The organism is Cyanobium sp. BA20m-14 (assembly GCF_024346295.1).
The window spans coordinates 20767-38341 of the sequence record NZ_JAGQCR010000005.1; the positions used below are offsets into that span (position 1 = coordinate 20767).

At 67.7% G+C, this 17575-nt stretch carries 14 protein-coding genes and 2 pseudogenes; 9 read left to right on the forward strand and 7 right to left on the reverse strand.

All coding sequences use genetic code 11. From position 1 onward, the window contains the following. Window positions 1–80: 80 nt before the first annotated feature. Window positions 81–494, forward strand: coding sequence for a single-stranded DNA-binding protein (locus KBZ07_RS01150; protein WP_254929889.1), 414 nt, complete (start codon window positions 81–83; stop codon window positions 492–494). Window positions 495–618: 124 nt separating this feature from the next. Here KBZ07_RS01150 and ahcY read toward each other — a convergent pair whose 3' ends face one another. Next, a complete protein-coding gene (ahcY, locus tag KBZ07_RS01155; protein ID WP_254929890.1) occupies window positions 619–2046 on the reverse strand; it encodes an adenosylhomocysteinase in 1428 nt (475 codons plus the stop codon). Between the two features lie 120 nt (window positions 2047–2166). Here ahcY and tsaE point away from each other — a divergent pair, with 120 nt between their 5' ends. After that, entirely contained in the window at window positions 2167–2646 is a 480-nt protein-coding gene (gene tsaE / locus KBZ07_RS01160) for a tRNA (adenosine(37)-N6)-threonylcarbamoyltransferase complex ATPase subunit type 1 TsaE (protein ID WP_254929891.1), read from the forward strand. Here tsaE and mutT read toward each other — a convergent pair. Continuing rightward, a pseudogene (gene mutT, locus KBZ07_RS01165) lies at window positions 2647–3105 on the reverse strand (8-oxo-dGTP diphosphatase MutT); the annotation flags it as partial. Between the two features lie 51 nt (window positions 3106–3156). Between mutT and KBZ07_RS01170 the strand changes: the two are divergent. Both KBZ07_RS01170 and KBZ07_RS01175 read left to right on the forward strand, forming a co-directional pair. Then, window positions 3157–4512: a Fic family protein gene (locus KBZ07_RS01170; RefSeq protein ID WP_254929892.1), complete on the forward strand. Its 1356-nt coding sequence runs from the start codon at window positions 3157–3159 to the stop codon at window positions 4510–4512. A 17-nt stretch (window positions 4513–4529) separates the two neighbouring features. Next, entirely contained in the window at window positions 4530–6263 is a 1734-nt protein-coding gene (locus tag KBZ07_RS01175) for a dihydroxyacetone kinase family protein (RefSeq protein ID WP_254929893.1), read from the forward strand. Window positions 6264–6275: 12 nt separating this feature from the next. Here KBZ07_RS01175 and KBZ07_RS01180 read toward each other — a convergent pair whose 3' ends face one another. Then, window positions 6276–7244 (reverse strand): RpoD/SigA family RNA polymerase sigma factor, encoded by a 969-nt coding sequence (locus tag KBZ07_RS01180; protein WP_254929894.1) that lies wholly within the window; start codon window positions 7242–7244, stop codon window positions 6276–6278. Window positions 7245–7330: 86 nt separating this feature from the next. On the opposite strand from KBZ07_RS01180, the gene KBZ07_RS01185 reads away from it, so the two are divergent. Together KBZ07_RS01185 and KBZ07_RS01190 are read left to right on the forward strand one after the other, a co-directional pair. Next, a complete protein-coding gene (locus KBZ07_RS01185) occupies window positions 7331–8056 on the forward strand; it encodes a pseudouridine synthase (RefSeq protein ID WP_254929900.1) in 726 nt (241 codons plus the stop codon). A 14-nt stretch (window positions 8057–8070) separates the two neighbouring features. Continuing rightward, complete coding sequence (locus KBZ07_RS01190) at window positions 8071–8709, forward strand: helix-turn-helix transcriptional regulator (RefSeq protein WP_254929895.1); 639 nt, start codon at window positions 8071–8073, stop codon at window positions 8707–8709. Here the strand turns inward: KBZ07_RS01190 and malQ are convergent. Then, window positions 8691–10202, reverse strand: a complete 1512-nt coding sequence (malQ, locus tag KBZ07_RS01195; protein ID WP_254929896.1) for a 4-alpha-glucanotransferase — start codon at window positions 10200–10202, stop codon at window positions 8691–8693. The genes KBZ07_RS01190 and malQ overlap by 19 nt on opposite strands. After that, complete coding sequence (locus KBZ07_RS01200; RefSeq protein ID WP_254929901.1) at window positions 10199–11395, reverse strand: Coenzyme F420 hydrogenase/dehydrogenase, beta subunit C-terminal domain; 1197 nt, start codon at window positions 11393–11395, stop codon at window positions 10199–10201. Before KBZ07_RS01200 ends, malQ begins: the two co-directional genes overlap by 4 nt. A 92-nt stretch (window positions 11396–11487) precedes the next feature. Between KBZ07_RS01200 and KBZ07_RS01205 the strand changes: the two genes are divergently transcribed. Continuing rightward, on the forward strand, window positions 11488–12468 hold the full coding sequence (locus KBZ07_RS01205) for an LCP family protein (protein WP_254929897.1): 981 nt from the start codon (window positions 11488–11490) through the stop codon (window positions 12466–12468). A gap of 12 nt (window positions 12469–12480) precedes the next feature. Here the strand turns inward: KBZ07_RS01205 and KBZ07_RS01210 are convergent, their stop codons facing one another. Beyond that, window positions 12481–12987: a hypothetical protein gene (locus tag KBZ07_RS01210; RefSeq protein ID WP_254929898.1), complete on the reverse strand. Its 507-nt coding sequence runs from the start codon at window positions 12985–12987 to the stop codon at window positions 12481–12483. 68 nt (window positions 12988–13055) lie between these two features. On the opposite strand from KBZ07_RS01210, the gene KBZ07_RS01215 reads away from it, so the two are divergent. After that, window positions 13056–14063 carry a ribose-phosphate pyrophosphokinase gene (locus KBZ07_RS01215; RefSeq protein WP_396123855.1) on the forward strand — a complete coding sequence of 336 codons (1008 nt, stop codon included), beginning with the start codon at window positions 13056–13058 and terminating at the stop codon, window positions 14061–14063. Between the two features lie 21 nt (window positions 14064–14084). Beyond that, window positions 14085–15296 carry a glycoside hydrolase family 10 protein gene (locus KBZ07_RS01220; RefSeq protein WP_396123856.1) on the forward strand — a complete coding sequence of 404 codons (1212 nt, stop codon included), beginning with the start codon at window positions 14085–14087 and terminating at the stop codon, window positions 15294–15296. A 4-nt stretch (window positions 15297–15300) separates the two neighbouring features. On the opposite strand, the pseudogene pepN reads toward KBZ07_RS01220, so the two are convergent. Next, a pseudogene (pepN, locus tag KBZ07_RS01225) lies at window positions 15301–17575 on the reverse strand (aminopeptidase N); the annotation flags it as partial.

Consider the following 17575-nt stretch of genomic DNA (forward strand, 5'->3'; position numbering starts at 1 on the left):
GCCCGAACGGTGGAACTGATGAAAGGTGGCAGCCCAACCGGGTGCCCCATCATTGACACAACAACACAGGAGACAGCGCCATGGGCGTCAATTCAATAACCCTCGTCGGCCGGGCCGGCCGCGACCCGGAAGTTCGCTACTTCGAATCGGGCAGCGTGGTGGCCAACCTCACCCTGGCCGTGAACCGCCGCAGTTCCGGGGACGAACCCGACTGGTTCAACCTGGAAATCTGGGGCAAGCAGGCCCAAGTAGCCGCCGACTACGTCCGCAAGGGAGCCCTGGTGGGCATCATCGGCAGCTTCAAGCTGGACCGCTGGACTGACAGGGCCAGCGGCGAGGAGCGCACCAAACCCGTAATCCGCGTCGACCGCCTGGAACTGCTGGGCTCCAAGCGGGACGCCGAAAATGGCGGCGGTATGGCTGGAAGTGGCATAGCTGGAGGCGGCTCCAGCTTTGGCGGCGGCTCCCCCAGCGAAGAGGAAGTGCCCTTCTGAGCGCCAGGCGCCAACAAATAGCCCTGCAGGCCAGGCTCCTGGCCTGACTGAGGTGGTGTGCTCCAAGCCCGCCGTTCGCACGCATGTGCGGGCGGGCGGATCACACCACCTCAGGCGGTACCCATCAGTAGCGGTAGTGCTCGAGCTTGTAGGGCCCTTGCACCGGCACGTTGATGTAGGCGGCCTGCTCGGCGCTGAGCTCGGTGAGCTTGACGCCGATCTTCTCGAGGTGCAGACGCGCCACCATCTCATCGAGATGCTTGGGCAGCACATACACCTGCTTGTCGTACTGGGCACCCTTGCTGAACAGTTCGATCTGGGCCAGCACCTGGTTGGTGAACGAGTTGCTCATCACGAAGCTGGGGTGGCCGGTGGCGCAGCCCAGGTTCACCAGCCGACCTTCAGCCAGCAGGATGATCTTGTTGCCTGAAGGCAGCAGGATGTGATCAACCTGGGGCTTGATGTTGTCCCAGGGGTACTGCTTGAGCGAGGCCACGTCGATCTCGTTGTCGAAGTGGCCGATGTTGCAGACGATCGCCTGATCCTTCATTTGGATCAGGTGCTCGTGGTTGATCACCTTGAAGTTGCCGGTGGCGGTCACGAAGATGTCCACATCGCCCACCACGTCGTCGAGCCGCACGACGCGGTAGCCCTCCATGGCGGCCTGCAGGGCGCAGATCGGATCGATTTCGGCGATCATTACGGTGGCGCCCAAGCCCCGCAGCGACTGGGCCGAACCCTTACCCACATCGCCGTAGCCCATCACCAGGGCCACCTTGCCCGCCACCATCACATCGGTGGCGCGCTTGATGCTGTCCACCAGGGATTCCCGGCAGCCGTAGAGGTTGTCAAACTTGCTCTTGGTGACCGAGTCGTTGACGTTGATCGCAGGGAAAGGCAGTTCGCCAGCCTTCTGCATCTGGTAGAGGCGGGCCACACCGGTGGTGGTCTCCTCGGTGACGCCCTGGATGTTGGCGTAGATGCGGGAATAGAAGCCGCTCTGGGCTGCCAGCTTCTGGCGAATCGAGTTGAAGAGGGCGGTTTCCTCTTCGTTGGAGGGGTTATCGAGCACCGAGGGATCGCTCTCGGCCTTGGTGCCCAGCACGACTAGGCCGGTGGCATCGCCGCCGTCATCGAGGATCATGTTCGGGGTGCCGCCGTCGCCCCACTCGAGGATGCGGTGGGTAAAGGCCCAGTACTCGTCAAGGCTTTCGCCCTTGTAAGCGAACACCGGCACATCGGCAGCAGCAATCGCCGCGGCCGCGTGATCCTGGGTGGAGAAGATGTTGCAGCTGGCCCAACGCACCTCGGCGCCAAGGGCCACCAGGGTTTCGATCAGAACGGCGGTCTGGATCGTCATGTGCAGGGAACCCGCAATGCGCGCTCCCTTGAGGGGCTTGTCGGCGCCGAACTTCTGGCGCAGGGCCATCAGGCCGGGCATCTCGGTTTCGGCGATCGCAATCTCCTTGCGGCCGAAATCAGCCAGACCGAGATCGGCAATCACGTAAGTATTTGTGCTCTGCAGTGCAGGAGCCGTGGGGGTAGCCACCATGGGTTTTTACTGGGTGTACTGCTCGCTCCCGACTGGGAGGGCGTGGTTTGGAAATATCTGCGGAGACGCCGAGGCTTCGGGCTCGCTATCGACCAATCTACAGCTATGTAATCAATTGCTGTGAGCCTTTACCTCGCCGACGCCGCCGCCACCTTGGCCTTCGGCCGGCAGCTGGCATCCCGGCTGCCCCCCACCAGCACCCTGCTGCTGCACGGCGACCTGGGGGCCGGCAAAACCTGCCTGGTGCAGGGCCTGGCCGCCGGCCTGGGCATCGACGAACCGATCACCAGCCCCACCTTTGCCCTGGCCCAGCACTACCGGCTGGCGGGCATCAGGGGCCCAGCTGGTGGCGCAACTGGCGACGCAACTGGTGGCGGGCTGGTGCACCTCGATCTCTACCGGCTGGACCTACCCGCCGCCGCCGATGAACTCTTCGCCCAGGAGGAGGAGGAGGCGCGCGCGCTCGGCGCCCTGCTGGCGGTGGAGTGGCCCGAGCGACTCAGCTGCCTACCTGCCGGTTGCTGGCAGGTGCACCTCAACCTGGCCGACCCCCACAACCCCGATGCAGGGCGCCGGCTCGAGTTGAGCGCACCCGCCTGATCAGGCCCGCAGCTGGAGCCGCTCCAGCAGGGCGGCAATGATCCGCCCATTGGCCGCCGGAAAGGAGTATTTGTCCAGCTGCTCGGGCCGCACCCAGCGCACCTGCTGGGAGGCCAGCGGCTGGGGCTCACCGCTCAACCAGGTGCACAGGTGCACCACGAAGCGCAGCCGCTTAGGGCCGTAGGCGTGCTCAATCACGACCAGCTCCTCGCCCACCTCCACCGCGATCGCCAGCTCCTCCTCCAGCTCGCGGCGAATGGTTTCGGCGATCGGCTCGCCGGGCTCCTGCTTGCCGCCGGGGAATTCCCACAGCCCACCCAGCAGGCCCTCGTTGAGGCGCTGGTCGATCAGCACCTCGCCGCCTGGGTTGAGCACCACGCCCACGCCGATCACCTGCTGGGGCAGTGGAAGCGGGGCGTCCTTCACGGAGAAGCGGGCGGAATCGCCGGCAGCGTAGGCACGAAGTCAAATCATCTTCTAATTTGAAGCAAGTTTGAAGTTCAAAGAACTTTGCCCAGCCGGCTGCCCCGCAGGCCTCCTCCCATCCAGGAATTGCTGGAGCGCTGCGGCGGACTGCAGCAGACGCTGCCGCTGCTTTCCCTACTGGCCAGCGAAGGCCCCGGGGAGCGTTACCTGCACTGGGATGAGCTGCGCCATCGCACCCCGCCCCAGGGGCTGAGCCATGAGCAATGGTGGCTGGCGGAGAAGCTCTCGCGCCGGCCTACCCCCCTGCCGCTGCAGGCGAGTGATGGCCAGACCTTCTGGTTCTCCCAGCCACCGCTGCTGCTGCAGGGGCTGCATCAGATCGATATACAGGCCGGTGCAGGCGGGGTGGCCCCTGCGGCCATCACTAGCCGCTCCAGCCGGGATCGCTACCTACTGAGCTCGTTAATGGAGGAGGCGATCACCTCCTCCCAGATGGAAGGTGCCGCCACGACGCGCGATGTGGCCAAGGCGATGATCCGCAACCGCCGGCAGCCCAGGGACCGGTCCGAGCGGATGATCCTCAACAACTTCCTGACGATGCAGCGCATCCGGGAGTTGCGGGATCAACCGCTGACGCCCCAGCTGGTTCTAGATCTGCACAGGCTGGTGAGCGAGAACAGCCTTGATGACCCGGCGGATGCCGGACGGCTGCGCCCGCCAGGCAAAGAGGTGGTGGTGGATGACGCCTACGGCACCGTCTTCCACGTGCCACCACCGGCGGAGGAACTGCCCGAGCGCTTGGAGCAGCTATGCCGCTTTGCAAATGGCGAGACCCCAAAGGTGTTCATTCACCCGGTGGTGCGGGCCATCGCTGTGCACTTCTGGCTGTCCTATGACCACCCCTTCTGTGATGGCAATGGCCGCACGGCAAGGGCGCTCTTTTACTGGGCGATGCTCCATCAGGGCTACTGGTTATTTGAATTCATCTCGATCTCCTCGGTGATCAACAAGGCCCGAGGACAGTACGAGCGTTCATTCCTGCTCAGCGAGAGCGACGACAACGACCTCACCTATTTCCTGCTGGCCCAGGTGAAGGTGATCCAGCAGGCCATCGGCAGCCTGCACACCTATCTGGAGCGCAAGGCCCATGAGGTGGGCACCCTGCAGCAGCGGCTTGAGGGAATGGAGGGCCTAAACCATCGCCAACTGGCCCTGCTGCTGCATGCGCTGAGGCGTTCGGGCTTCCGCTATTCAGTGCTCTGCCACCAGAACAGCCATGGCGTCAGCCATCAGACCGCCCGCAGCGATCTGCAGAAGCTGGCATCCCGGGGGCTGCTACTTCCGGGCAAGGATGGACGCCGAGAAATCTTTCGAGTGCCGGAGGATCTGCCGGCGCGGCTGGACGACCTTCCAGCGCCCCATTCATTTGGGGCTCAATAGCTGAATAACCTTGGGCCATGGGCTACTTACCGACCGATCCCGCCAACTTCGCCAGCGAGGCCATCGACGGCTTCGCGGCGGCCTACCCCAGGCATGTGCGCCGCATTGATGGCGGGGTGATGCGGCTGGCCCCGATTCCCACCGGCCAGGTGGGTGTCGTGGTGGGCGGCGGCTCCGGCCACTATCCGGCCTTTGCCGGCCTGGTGGGCCGGGGCCTGGCCGCCGGGGCCGTGTGCGGCAACATCTTTGCCTCCCCCTCGGCCGGCCAGGTGGTGCGGGTGGGATCGGCCGTGGAGCGCGGCGCAGGCCTGCTGCTGACCTTCGGCAACTACGCCGGAGATGTGCTGCACTTCACGCTCGGAGCCGAACGACTGCGCCGCCAGGGGATCGACGTGCGCATCGTGACCGTCACCGACGACATCGCCAGCGCCCCCATCGACCAGCAGGAGTTGCGGCGCGGCATCGCCGGTGGCCTGGCGGTGTACAAGGTGGCCGGCGCCGCCGCCGAAGCCGGCCTGCCCCTCGATGAGGTGGAACGGCTCGCCCGCAAGGCCAACGGGCGCACCCGCACGTTGGGCGTGGCCTTCAGTGGCTGCACCCTTCCGGGAGCGGAGCAGCCGTTGTTTGAGGTCCCCAGCGGCCGCATGGCCATCGGCATGGGGCTCCACGGCGAACCCGGCCTGAGCGAGGGGCCCCTCACCGAGGCCAGCATCCTGGCGGCGCTGCTGGTGGAGCGGCTGCTGGCCGAACGGCCGGCGGATGTGCCCGAAGACCAGCAACGGCTGGTGGTGCTGCTGAACGGGCTGGGCTGCTTCAAATACGAAGAGCTGTTCGTGCTCTTCGGGGCGGTGAACCGGGAGCTGCAAGGCAGGGGTGTGGTGATGGCCGACTGTGAATGCGGCGAACTGGTCACCAGCCTCGACATGGCCGGGGTGTCGCTCAGCCTCTTCTGGCTGGATGGGGAGCTGGAGGGCTTCTGGAACGCCGCCGCCGACAGCGCCGCCTACCGGCGCGGCCAGCTGGCCGCCGAGTCTGATGGCCCCCAGCAGCCGGCGACCCAACGGCCCGAGCCGGAACTCCCCCCAGAGCCCCCCTCAGCCTCCCCTACACAGCCCGCCCCCCTGACGCCCGCGCAGCAGGCGCTGCTGGCACGGTTCAAAGCCGTGGAGGAGGAACTGCAGGAGCGGGTCGAGGAACTCGGGGGCCTCGATGCCGTGGCCGGCGATGGGGACCATGGCCTGGGGATGCTGCGGGGCATTCGGGGAGCCCGGGAGAGCGCCATCGGCGCCTGCGGGCGCGGGTGCGGCCCCGGGGAGGTGCTGATGGAAGCGGGCGAGGCCTGGTCAGACCACGGTGGTGGCACCTCCGGAGCCCTGTGGGGTGGTGCCCTGCTGGCGGCGGGCCAATCCCTGGCCCAGGCGACGGAAATCGGGCCCAACGATGTAGCCGCAGCCTTTGGGGCCGCCCTGCAGGCCGTGATCGACCTGGGCCAGGCGGCACCGGGCGACAAAACCATGCTGGATGCCCTTCAGCCCTTCTGCCTGCGGCTCCGGGCTGACCTGGAGGCGGGCCTGGATCTGGCTCAGGCCCTGCAGAACGCCGCAAACACCAGCCTGGCGGCAGCCACCGCCACCGCGGATCTGCTGCCGCAGCGAGGGCGGGCCCGCCCCCATGGCCAGCGCAGCCTGGGCCATCCGGACCCAGGTGCCATATCGCTGGCCTACTGCCTGCTAGCAGCCTCTACCGATTGATGCCCAGGGGCCTCAGCCGGCTACGTAGGCCTCCACTGCGTCGCTGATCCGGCGCAGGCCAGCTAGGCCGTCGCGCTCCAGGTTGCGCACCCGGTCGCGGCTGATGCCGAGGATGCGGCCAATGCCGGTGAGGCTCATGGGCTCGCCGCCCTCGGGATTGTCGGCGCAGGGGATGCCGTAGCGCATCTTCAGAACGCGGCCCTGCAGTTCTGGCAGCTGCTCCAGCAGGGCCCGCAGGTCGCCCTTGAGGCACTCCCCATCCACCCGCTCCTCGGGCAGTTCGCCATCGCCTGCCAGCAGGTCGATCAGTTCGGTGTCATCGCCGTCGCCCACCTTGGTCTCCAGGCTCACCGGCTGGCGTGCCCGGCAGAGCAGGTCTTTGACCTCCTCCTCCGGCAGCTCCACCGCTTCGGCCAGCTCGGTCACCGTCGGGGTGCGACCCAGCAGCTGGCTCAACTCCCGCTGGCCCTTCTTGAGCTTGTTGAGGGTTTCGGTGATGTGGATCGGCAGCCGGATCGTGCGGCTCTTCTCGGCAATCGCCCGGGTGATGCCCTGGCGAATCCACCAGTAGGCATAGGTTGAAAACTTGTAGCCCCGGGTGGGATCGAACTTCTCGACGCCCCGCACCAGGCCGATCGTGCCCTCCTGGATCAGATCCAGCAGCTCCATGTTGCGGCGGGTGTACTTCTTGGCCACGCTCACCACCAGCCGCAGGTTGGCCGCCACCATCCGCTCCTTGGCCCGGCGGCCCGCCTGCAGCCGCTTCTTGAGCAGGGGTGCACTCAGCCCGGCAGCCTGGGCCAGCTCGGCCTGGCTGGGCTTGGCGCCCAGGCGGCTTTCCAGCTCCAGCTCCAGCTCCTCGAGGGCGACCAACTCCTGCACCTGACGGCCCAGGGTGATCTCCTGCTCGTGGCTCAGCAGCGGCACCCGGCCGATGTCACGCAGGTAGCTGCGCACCAGATCGCCTTCTAATGCGGGCATGGCTTGAGCAGGGTTGCGAAACTCTTTCGTTTCGTAACCCTACCATCCTTCGCTGGGAGGCAGCATGGGAGTCATGCATGGATGAATTGGCCGCTGAACGGTTGCAGAAACTGATGGCCGCCGCCGGCCTCTGTTCGCGGCGCCAGGCCGAAACCCTGCTGCGCCAGGGTCTGGTCCAGGTCAATGGCGCCCTGGCCCAGCTCGGCGATCGGGCCGATCCCGCCTCCGACCGGATCAGCGTGCGGGGCCAGGCCCTGGCGGCCAGGCCGGAGCCCATGCTGCTACTGGTCAACAAGCCCGTTGGCGTGCTCTGCAGCTGCCGGGACCCCAGGGGCCGGCCCACGGTGTTGGAGCTGCTGCCAGCCGAGCTGCGCCAGGGCCGGGGGCTCCATCCCGTCGGTCGCCTCGATGCCGACAGCCGCGGCGCGCTGCTGCTCAGTAATCAGGGCGATTTAACCCTGCGGCTCAGCCATCCCCGCTACGGCCACCGCAAGACCTACCGGGTCTGGGTTGAGGGGCGGCCGTCGGCCCAGGCCCTGGCGCGCTGGGCCGCCGGCGTCCCCCTGGACGGCCAGCCCAGCCAGCCCGTCGGGCTGCGTCTGATCCAGCAAACCAGCCAGGCAACCGAGCTGGAACTGGTGATGGGGGAGGGGCGCAACCGCCAGATCCGTCGCACCGCAGCGCTTCTGGGCCATCCGGTGCTGGACTTGCAGCGCTGGGCGATCGGTTCCCTGCGGCTGGCTGACCTGCCGGAAGGTGGCTGGCGCCGCCTCGATCACCAGGAATGGCAGGCATTAAAATTCCCCTCCTGAACCCGCCCAGCCAGTTGCCACCGACGCGCCTGCGGGGTCGCCTTGGCCGCTGGCTGGGGCGAAAACCCCGTTCCCAGCCAGCGGCTGCGCCCGAACCCGAGCTCGACCCCCTGCTGGCGGCCGGGCGTCAGCTGCGGCAGCGGCGGGAGGAGCGGGGTCTGAGCCTGCGGCAGCTGGCCCTCGATACCCGGGTCAGCGCGGCCGTGCTGGAGGCCCTGGAGCGGGGCTGGCCCGATCGCTTGCCGGAGGCCACCTACCTGCGCACGATGCTGCCGCTGATTGAACGGCACCTGGATCTGCCCTCCGGCTGCCTGGATCCGATGTTGGCCAGGGGCAACCAGCAGCAGGCCCGCCAGCAGCGGCAAGGGGATTCACTGCGCTTCACCCCAGGCTCCATCGATGTCTTCACCACCTGGCAGGGCACGGTTCTCTACGGGGTGCTCACCCTCGCCCTGGTCTATGGCTTGAATCTCCAGCAGCAGAAGATTGCATCCCAGGGGCTGCTGGCCCTGCGACCCATCCCCCCCCTGCCGCCGCAGGAGCAGGTCAAAGCGCCCAGTCCCGAGCAGACCCTGCTCAAGCTCTATCCAGACCTGCGGCCCCTGGAGCTGGCGGCCCGGGGCCAGGGGGCCAGTCAGCTGCGGCGCTGGTAGCGCGCGGCCATCTCCCCATAGCCCTGCAGCTTGCCCTCCAGGTCGGCGATCGGCTGCTCCAGCCGCCAGGTCCAGTTGCCCGAGCTGGTGCCGGGGGTGTTGAAGCGGGCCCGATCGTCCAGTTCCAGCAGATCCTGGAGCGGCACTACGGCCAGGTTGGCCGGGCTTGCCAGGGCCAACTCGAGCAGCTGCCAGGCCGGTGCCGTGATCGGTGCCCCCACCGCCTCGGCCAGCCTCTGGCGGGAGTCTCCATCGAGGCTCTGCCACCAGCCCACCGTGGTGGCGTTGTCGTGGGTGCCCGTGTACACAACCCAGTGGGGGCCTTGGATGTTGGCCGGCAGGTAGGGGTTGGTCGAATCCCCGTTGAAGGCAAACTGGAGGATCTTCATGCCCGGCAGCCCGAAGGCGTCGCGCAGGGCCTCCACCGCTGGGGTGATCACGCCGAGATCTTCGGCGATCAGGGGCAATCTCATACCCTGGCGCAACCAAAGCAGGGTCAGCAGGGGCCAGCCAGGGAACCAGGCCCAATGGCCATGCTCGGCGGTGGTTGCATCGCCGGGCACACTCCAGAAGGCCTGCAGGGCGCGGAAGTGGTCGAGGCGCAACAGATCAAATAGCTCAAACTGACGCTGCAGCCTCGCCAACCACCAGCGGAAGCCGGTTAACAGGTGTATGGGCCAGCGATAGACCGGCGTGCCCCAGAGCTGGCCCGTCGCTGAGAAGTAATCCGGTGGCACCCCACTCTGGGCCGTGAGACGACCATCGCCCTGCAACGAAAACAGGGCCGGGTGGGCCCACACGTCGGCGCTGTCGTGGGCCACGTAGAAGGGCAGGTCACCGAGCACCTGCACACCAGAGCGCTCGGCCTGCTTGCGCAGCTGCAGCCACTGGCGCTGGAGTTGCCATTGGAGCAGTTCTTCCGCCAGGAGCCCGCTGGCCTGCTGCGCCGCGATCCTGCGCAGGGCCTGGCCCTGACGCCGGGCCAGGGGCTCGGGCCACAGCCACCAGGGCTGCCCCTCCTGGAGGCGCCGAATCACCATGAAAAGGGCGTGGTCGGCCAACCAGCCCCGCTGGCGGCGGCGCCAGCGGGCGAAGGCTTGCTTTTGCTCGGTCGGCTGCGCCGGCCAGCGGCGGGCCAGGGCTTCCCCCATGGCCTGGCTGCGGGCCGGCATGGCGTCCAGATCCAGGCGGCCTGCCCCAGCGGCCGCCCCAGGCAGCATCTCCAGGTCGGCCCACTGCAAAAAGCCTTGCTGTACCAGTTGCTCGCCGTCGAGCAGCCAGGGGTTGAGGGCCGAGCCACTGGGGGAGCTGTAGGGGGAGCCGGTGCCGTCGGTGGGGGCCAGGGGCAGCAACTGCCAAACCCCGATGCCGTGGCGGCCGAGCAGGGCCAGCCAGTCCTGGCAGGCCTGGCCAAAGCTGCCGCAGCCCCCGGGGCCAGGCAGGGCCGTGGGATGGAGCAGTACGCCGGCACGACGCAGGTCGGGGGCCTTCATGTTTTTGGCAGCCGGTAGCGGCTGATGATCTTCTGGGCAAAGGCCGGGATGTGGGCCTCCAGCTTTTCAGGGTGATTGCGCCGCAACCAGAGGGCGTTGCGGGTGAAGTGGGAATCGATCGAGAAGCGGCCGTATTCCAGGCCCTTCGGCCCGAAGCGCTCCACCACAAGGCCGATCAGCTGGGCCAACCAGAGCGGCAGCTTCACGGCCTTGTCGTAGGCCTCGATGCCCTGCTGCACCGCCGCCTGGCGGTTGCCACTGCTGGTCACCGGAGCCACATCCAGCTCTGCCTCCACCAGATCCAGCAGCTGCTGGCCTTTGGGGTTGCGCACCGTGAGCCATTGGCGCCCGAAGGTCGCACCCATGTAGCCCACCACCAGGTCGGCGCCGGCGTTGGTGTAGTCGAAGCAGCTCAGGCAGCTGGGCGCGAATACGTCCTTGAGCTTCGGGGTGTCGAGCCCGAAAAACGGCACGGTTTCCTCGCGGCCGTCGCTGTGGCGGAAGTGGATGCGGAAATCCTGCATGAACTCGTAGTGCACCACCGTCTGCGGTGAGCTCACCGTGCTCTCCAGGAAGGTCTGCAGCCCCTGACGGGACACATTGTCAACGCAGGGTAGGCCCAGCACGTAGAGCTGCTCGAGCGGCAGGGTGGGCTGCACGGCCCGCAGGGCCTGGATCTGGCAGCCCACGCCGATGGCCAGGAGCCGGCGGATGCCGCTGCCGGGCAGCTGCTCGAGCACCTCCAAATTGGGGGAGAGGGTGGGCTTATTCACCCGGGCGGCGAGCACCTCGGCCGGGGTGCGGGCCAGCTGGGGCACGGGGGTGAAGCGGTCGTCAGGGCTCTGGCCCACACACAGCACCGCATCCACCAGGCCCGTTTCCAGGGCAAGTACGCCGATGCGACTGGCGATGCCCGTCCACTGGGCTCCTTCTATGGGCCGCTGCAGCCGGGCGGTGAGCATGCGCTGCTGCACGCCGAAATAGAGCTCGTCGTCGTTTTCCAGGTCGCGGCTGCGGCCGTGGGCTTCCGTTTCCATCGCCTCAAAGCGCTGGGTCAGGAAGGCGCAGCTCTGCTTGACGTAGGCCACCCAGCGGCTGTCGCAGAGGCCGCACTGGCTACACAGGTCTTTGGCAGGATAGATACTTCCCTTGGCCAGGGGCCTTGCCCGCTCATGGGGAGCACTGACAGCCATTACCGGACAGCCCTGGGGCATCAGCAGGGGCCCAACCTATCGGGTGTGGGCCGCAGGGTGGTGGGCGAAAGTGGGCGTCGCTCCGCCTGACCATGGCTCAGAGTTCAGACCAGCCGAAGCGCCGCCGGGGAGCGGTGCCGCTGCGACTGGCCATGGCCGGTGCTGGCCTGGCTGTGGGGCTGGGCCTGTTTGCCTGGATCTGGCCCGAACCTGACCGCTCCAGCCAGCTGGTCCAGCAGCTCACCCCAGCCGACCTGGCCAAAGCCCCAAGCCGCAGTGTCACCGTGCTGGTGATCGGCCTGGATAGCGAACGCCCCGCCGATCCCCTCAACCGCGCGGCCCCGCCTGGCCCCGCCAATGCCGATGCCCTGCTGCTGCTGCGGATCAATCCCCAGGGGCCGCTGCAGGTGCTCACCCTGCCAGCCAATCTGGCGGTGCAGATCCCCGGCCAGAGCCGTCCCCAGGGCATTGGCAGCCTCTACCGACTGGGCGGTCCCGCCCTGATCGCCGACGCGGTGAGCAGCCTGGTGGGGCTGGAGCCAGGTGTGCCAGATCGCTATCTGGTGCTGGGTCGAGCCACCCTGCGCAGCCTGGTGGATGGCCTCGGCAGCATCGCCGCCAACCCCACCCGCTCCCTTCGCTACAGCGACAAAAGCCAGGGCTTCACGATCGATCTGCAGGGTGGGCTGCAACGGCTGCGGGGCAGCCAGGTGGAGCAGCTGGTGCGCTTTCGCGATCCCAGCCGCCCGGAGCAAAGCCGCCAGGAAAACCACCAGTTGGTGCTGCGCGCTTTGGTGCGGGAAATGGCCCTGCCCGAGCACCTGGGCCGGCTCACCAGCCTGAGCCAATTTCTGAGCAGGGAGGGCATGGCCACCAACCTCACCCAGGCGGAAACCCTGAGCCTGCTGGCGGCAGGCCTCAGCCGACCAGAAACGGTGCAATTCACAGCCGTGCCCCTTGCCCCGCCAGAACCGGCCCCGCAAGAACCGGCCCGCCCAGGTGTGCCGCCCCTGCGGCAAATCGACCCCGGCGCGGCGGTGCCCCTCTGGCCAGCGGTGGCCCCCACTCCCTAGACGCCTGGAGCCTCAGTCGGCTCCGATCTGGCGCCAACGCAGCTCCAGGGCCAGGGCCAGCCCCTCGGCCCCATCGAGGCCCCCCAGCCATGGCAGGCCATCCCCGCGGCGAGCGGGGGCTTCCCAGGGGCCATCGGCCTGCACCAACCCCAGTAGGGGCACCCGCCACTGGAGCAGCAGGGCCGTCATCGCTGCCGGCAGCCCACTGTTGAGCTGCTCCCCGGCCAGCAGCAGCAATGCCGGCTGGCGCCAGGCGCCGAGAGCCTCGGCCCAGTGGCCCGCTCCCGCTTCCAGGGGCAGGCCCGGATCGATCGGTAGCGGCACCAGGCAGGGGCCCCGGCCCGCCAGGGCCGCCAGGGCCACCTGGGGGCTCTCCGGCCGGAGGGGCTCCCACCAGGGCAGCCCGAGGGCCGCTGCCAGGGCCGGTGCTGCCCTGTGCTGCAGTGCCGTCACCGCCATGGCCGCGCCGCCAGCAACCACCACCAGGGGCTGGTCCAACCGAGGCACGGAAAGCGTCATGGTTGTTTGCACTCAGCAGCCAGTCTCGCTTCTACGATCAGGGGCCAGCAGACGCTTGCGCGCTCGCCGTGACCAGTTTCCTGACCGCTGATCGCGTCGCTCCCCAAGGCAGCCCGATCGAGTCGATCCATGACACCCGGCGGTTGCGGCTGTTCAGCGGCAACTCCAACCAGGCCCTGGCCCGGGAAATCGCCGCCTACCTGGGGGTTCCCGATGGCCCCCGGGTGATCAAACGCTTCGCCGATGGCGAGTTCTACATCCAGATCCAGGAATCGATCCGCGGCTGCGACGTGTTTCTGATCCAGCCCACCTGCGCTCCGGTGAACGACCACCTGATCGAGCTGCTGATCATGGTGGATGCCTGTAAACGGGCTTCGGCCCGCCAGATCACGGCCGTGATCCCCTACTACGGCTACGCCCGCGCCGATCGCAAAACGGCCGGGCGGGAGTCGATCACCGCCAAGCTGGTGGCCAACCTTCTCGCCAAATCCGGCGTCGACCGGGTGCTGGCCATGGACCTGCACTCGGCCCAGATTCAGGGCTACTTCGACATCCCCTGCGACCACATCTACGGCTCGCCAGTGCTGGTGGATTACCTGCGGAGCAAAAATCTCGCCGACCTGGTGGTGGTGTCTCCGGATGTGGGCGGGGTGGCGCGGGCCAGGGCCTTCGCCAAGCAGATGAACGATGCCCCCCTGGCGATCATCGACAAGCGCCGCTCCGGCCACAACGTGGCCCAAAGCCTCACCGTGATCGGTGAGGTGGCCGGCAAGACGGCAATTCTGATCGACGACATGATCGACACCGGTGGCACGATCTGTGCCGGGGCGCGGCTGCTGCGCCAGCGCGGCGCCACCCGGGTGCTGGCCTGCGCCACCCATGCCGTGTTTTCGCCGCCGGCGATCGAGCGGCTTTCCGAGCCTGGCCTGTTTGAGGAGGTGATCGTCACCAACAGCATTCCCCCCAGCGAAGACTGCAAATTCCCCCAGCTGCAGGTGCTCTCGGTGGCCAACATGCTGGGTGAGGCCATCTGGCGGATCCACGATGAGAGCTCGGTGAGTTCGATGTTCCGCTGAATTCGCCAGCGTAGAAACCCGTTGAAACCCGCCCCCCTGCGTCGCTTCGCCCGGCTAAAGGCCTTCCTGCCAGCTGCGGTGAGCGTGTTGCTCACCCTGCCCTGGGCCCTTGCCCCGCTCCCCCTGCTGGCCCAGAGCCAGCCGGCCCCATCCCGGCGCATCGGCGTTTGGCTCACCAATAGCCCCAGCCCCCTCTATTACGACCCCGCCCGGATCGACCGGGCGGTGAGGGAGCTGGCCGATGCGGGCTTCAACACCCTCTACCCGAATGTGTGGAGCCGGGGAGCCACCTTCCACAGCTCCCGCCATGCGCCGATGGAGCCGGCCCTGGCCAAGGCCAACCCCAATCTCGATCCAATCTGTCGTTTCACCCAGGCCGCCCACCGGCGCGGGCTCCAGGTGATTCCCTGGTTTGAATATGGCCTGATGGAGCCGGCCGATGCCGCGGTGGTGGCCCAAAATCCCGACTGGGTGCTGCAACGCCGCGACGGCAGCAGCGAGATGGCTATGCACGGCAAGCCGATGGTGTGGCTCAACCCCGCCCACCCGGGGGTGCGGCAACGCTTCCTCGGCCTGATCGGCGAGATCGTGCAGCGTTGCAACGTTGACGGTATCCAGCTCGACGACCATTTCGCCTGGCCGGTGGAGCTGGGCTATGACCCGTTCAGCCGTGCCCGCTACCTCGCAGAAACGGGCCTCGAACCGCCCGATGACCACACCGAGCGGTCCTGGATGCGCTGGCGGCGCCAGCAGCTCACCGGACTGCTGCGGGAAATGCGCAGCCAGCTGAAGCGCTCGGGCACCTTGATCAGCCTCTCGCCCGGGCCCTTTCGCTTTGCCTACAACCACTGGCTGCAGGACTGGGAGCTCTGGGCCCTGGGGGAGCTGATCGACGACCTGGTGGTGCAGAACTACGCCTACTCGCTGAAGGGGTTCGAGAAGGACCTCAACCAACCGGCCCTGGTGAAGGCGCGCAGCTGGGGCATGCCGGTGGAGATCGGCATCCTGGCGGGCTTCGGCGGCCGCACCCCGGCCATGGCCACCCTGGCCCAGAAAGCCCAACTGGCCACCAGCCGCGGCCACGGGGTGATCTATTTCTACTGGGAGGGCCTGTGGGGCCTGCATGCCGGCGAGGAGGGGCCCCCCTACCGCCAGGCCGCCTTCCGCCAGCTACACCAGAGCCTCAGCGGTCCGCTGCGGCCGCCACCACCTTTGCCGCTGCCCCGGCGCTGAGGGCCTAAATCCCCCCCAGGCCCTGGCCCGCTCCCAGGCACTGGCCCACCACCTCAGCGCTGTTGGTTGAGAGCGCTGCGGCAGCCAGCTGCTCGAGGGCCCCGCGCATGGCCGCGGCGCGGGCCGGGCCGTAGCTCTGCCAGCGGCTAAATACCTTGGCCAGGCGCGAGGCCGTGATCGGGTTGCGCTGGTCGAGCTCGGCGATGCGCTCCGCCATGAAGCTGTAACCCAAGCCATCGGCGGCGTGGAACACAGGCGCATTGGCGGCCAGGCCGCCCAGTACGGCCCGCACCGAATTGGGGGCGGCCGGATCGAAGCGGGGGTGCTCCAGCAGCCGTGCCACCCGCTCCAGCCCATCGGCAAAGGGGGCTGAGGCCTCCAGACCAAACCAGGCATCGAGGATCACGGGCCTGTGCTGCCAGCGCTGGTAGAAAGCATCTAGCGCCTGCTGACGCTCGGGGATTGGCTGACATTGCAGGGCCCGCAGTGCGGCCCGGGCCAGGGTCATCGAAGGCCCCCGCACCGCCGCCACTGCTGCTCGAGCCGCCCCAGCTCCCCCAGCCGCCACCAGCCAACTCCAGACTGTGCCGGTGAGCAGGCGGTCGCCGTTGCCCTCGGGCCAGGCCCCACTGGGGCGTGCAGCGCTCCAGGGCCGCTGTAAGGGGCTCGGCCAGGGCAGTGCCAAATCGCCCCTGCAGCGCCAGCAGGGCGGCAAACAGGGCCGGCGGATCAGGCTCCTGGCCGGCTGCGCTGCAGGCAGCCTCCAGCTCGGCCATGCCGGGCAGGGACATAAGCACACTGCGGCTGGCTTCCGAGAGGGAGGGGTCGGCCAGGATCCGGCCGAAGGCGTCAATAAGTTCCTCCTCCAGCAGCGAATCACCCCCACCGCCGGCCCGGGCCAGCACCGCCTGGCGCAACAGCACCTGGCCCGCGTCCCAGCGGGCGAAGGGGTCCCTGTCGGCGGCCAGCAGGTGCACCAGCTCGGCGGTGGGCCGGCCCATCTCCAGCAGCACCGGGGCGGAGAACTGGCGCAGCAGAGATAGGGCAGGCGGGTGGTGCTGGCGGGGCAAGCCCACCAGGCGCAGGCTCTGCTCGGCCTGGTCGATCACCAGTAGGCGGGTGCCCGCCCCTTTTGGTGTGGCGGCGGCTGGCTCCCCTTCCAACTGCACCGCCAGGGGCTCGCCGGCCTGGTCCAGCAGGCCCAGGGCCAGGGGGATCACCAGGGGCTGCTTGTCGCTCTGGCCGGGGGTGGCTGGGGTGTGCTGCTGCACCAGCAGCTCCAGCACGCCGGTGTCGCCATCCCAGTGGCGCTGGATGTGTAGCCGGGGCGTGCCGGCCTGGTGATACCAGCGGCGGAACTGGGAAAAATCAAAGCGCGGGGCCAGCGGATCGGCAGCCCACCCCTGGGCGGCCCCATCCTCCATGGCCTGCACGAAGTCTTCGCAGGTGGCGGCCGTGCCGTCGTGGCGGCTTACATAGAGCGCCATCCCCCCCATGAAAGTCTCCTCCCCCAACAGGGTGTGGAGCATGCGGATTAGCTCCGATCCCTTCTCGTAGATCGTGGTGGTGTAGAAGTTGTCGATCGCCTGGTAGGCATCCGGTTGCACCGGATGGGCGGTGGGGCCGGCATCCTCGCGGAACTGGGTGTTGCGCAGCAGGGCTACGTTTTCAATCCGATTGAGGGCGGCACCGTGCAGATCCTCCGTGAAGCACTGGTCCCGAAACACGGTGAGCCCTTCCTTGAGCGACAGCTGGAACCAGTCGCGGCAGGTGATGCGGTTACCAGTCCAGTTGTGGAAATACTCGTGGCCGATCACACTTTCGATGCGCTCCAGCTCGCCATCGCTGGCGGTTTCCGCATCGGCTAGTACGAGCTTGGAGTTAAAAATATTGAGACTCTTGTTCTCCATTGCGCCCATGTTGAAATGGCGCACCGCCACGATGTTGAATTCATCGAGGTCGTATTCGAGGCCATAGCGCTGCCCATCCCAGGCCATGGCGCGCTTCAGGGAAGCCATGGCGTGGCCGGTGTAGGGCCCATCGCCGGGCTCCACGTGGATGCGCAGGGCCACCTGGCGGCCGCTGGCGGTGGTGAAGCTGTCTGTCACCTCCTCAAGCTGGCCCGCCACCAGGGCAAATAAATAGGAGGGTTTGGGGAAGGGGTCGTCCCAAACAGCGAAGTGGCGCCCGCCGTCGAGGTCGCCGGTTTCGACGCAGTTGCCGTTGGAGAGCAGCACCGGGCAACTGGCCCGATCCGCCTCGATCCGCACCCGGAAGCG

Bases quoted from the DNA above. Each gene is read 5' to 3' on its own strand.
- KBZ07_RS01175 (WP_254929893.1), top strand. From the start codon at position 4,530: ATGGGCTACTTACCGACCGATCCCGCCAACTTCGCCAGCGAGGCCATC.
- malQ (WP_254929896.1), bottom strand. From the start codon at position 10,202: ATGAAGGCCCCCGACCTGCGTCGTGCCGGCGTACTGCTCCATCCCACG.
- KBZ07_RS01180 (WP_254929894.1), bottom strand. From the start codon at position 7,244: ATGCCCGCATTAGAAGGCGATCTGGTGCGCAGCTACCTGCGTGACATC.
- ahcY (WP_254929890.1), bottom strand. From the start codon at position 2,046: ATGGTGGCTACCCCCACGGCTCCTGCACTGCAGAGCACAAATACTTAC.
- KBZ07_RS01210 (WP_254929898.1), bottom strand. From the start codon at position 12,987: ATGACGCTTTCCGTGCCTCGGTTGGACCAGCCCCTGGTGGTGGTTGCT.
- KBZ07_RS01200 (WP_254929901.1), bottom strand. From the start codon at position 11,395: ATGGCTGTCAGTGCTCCCCATGAGCGGGCAAGGCCCCTGGCCAAGGGA.
- KBZ07_RS01205 (WP_254929897.1), top strand. From the start codon at position 11,488: ATGGCTCAGAGTTCAGACCAGCCGAAGCGCCGCCGGGGAGCGGTGCCG.
- KBZ07_RS01150 (WP_254929889.1), top strand. From the start codon at position 81: ATGGGCGTCAATTCAATAACCCTCGTCGGCCGGGCCGGCCGCGACCCG.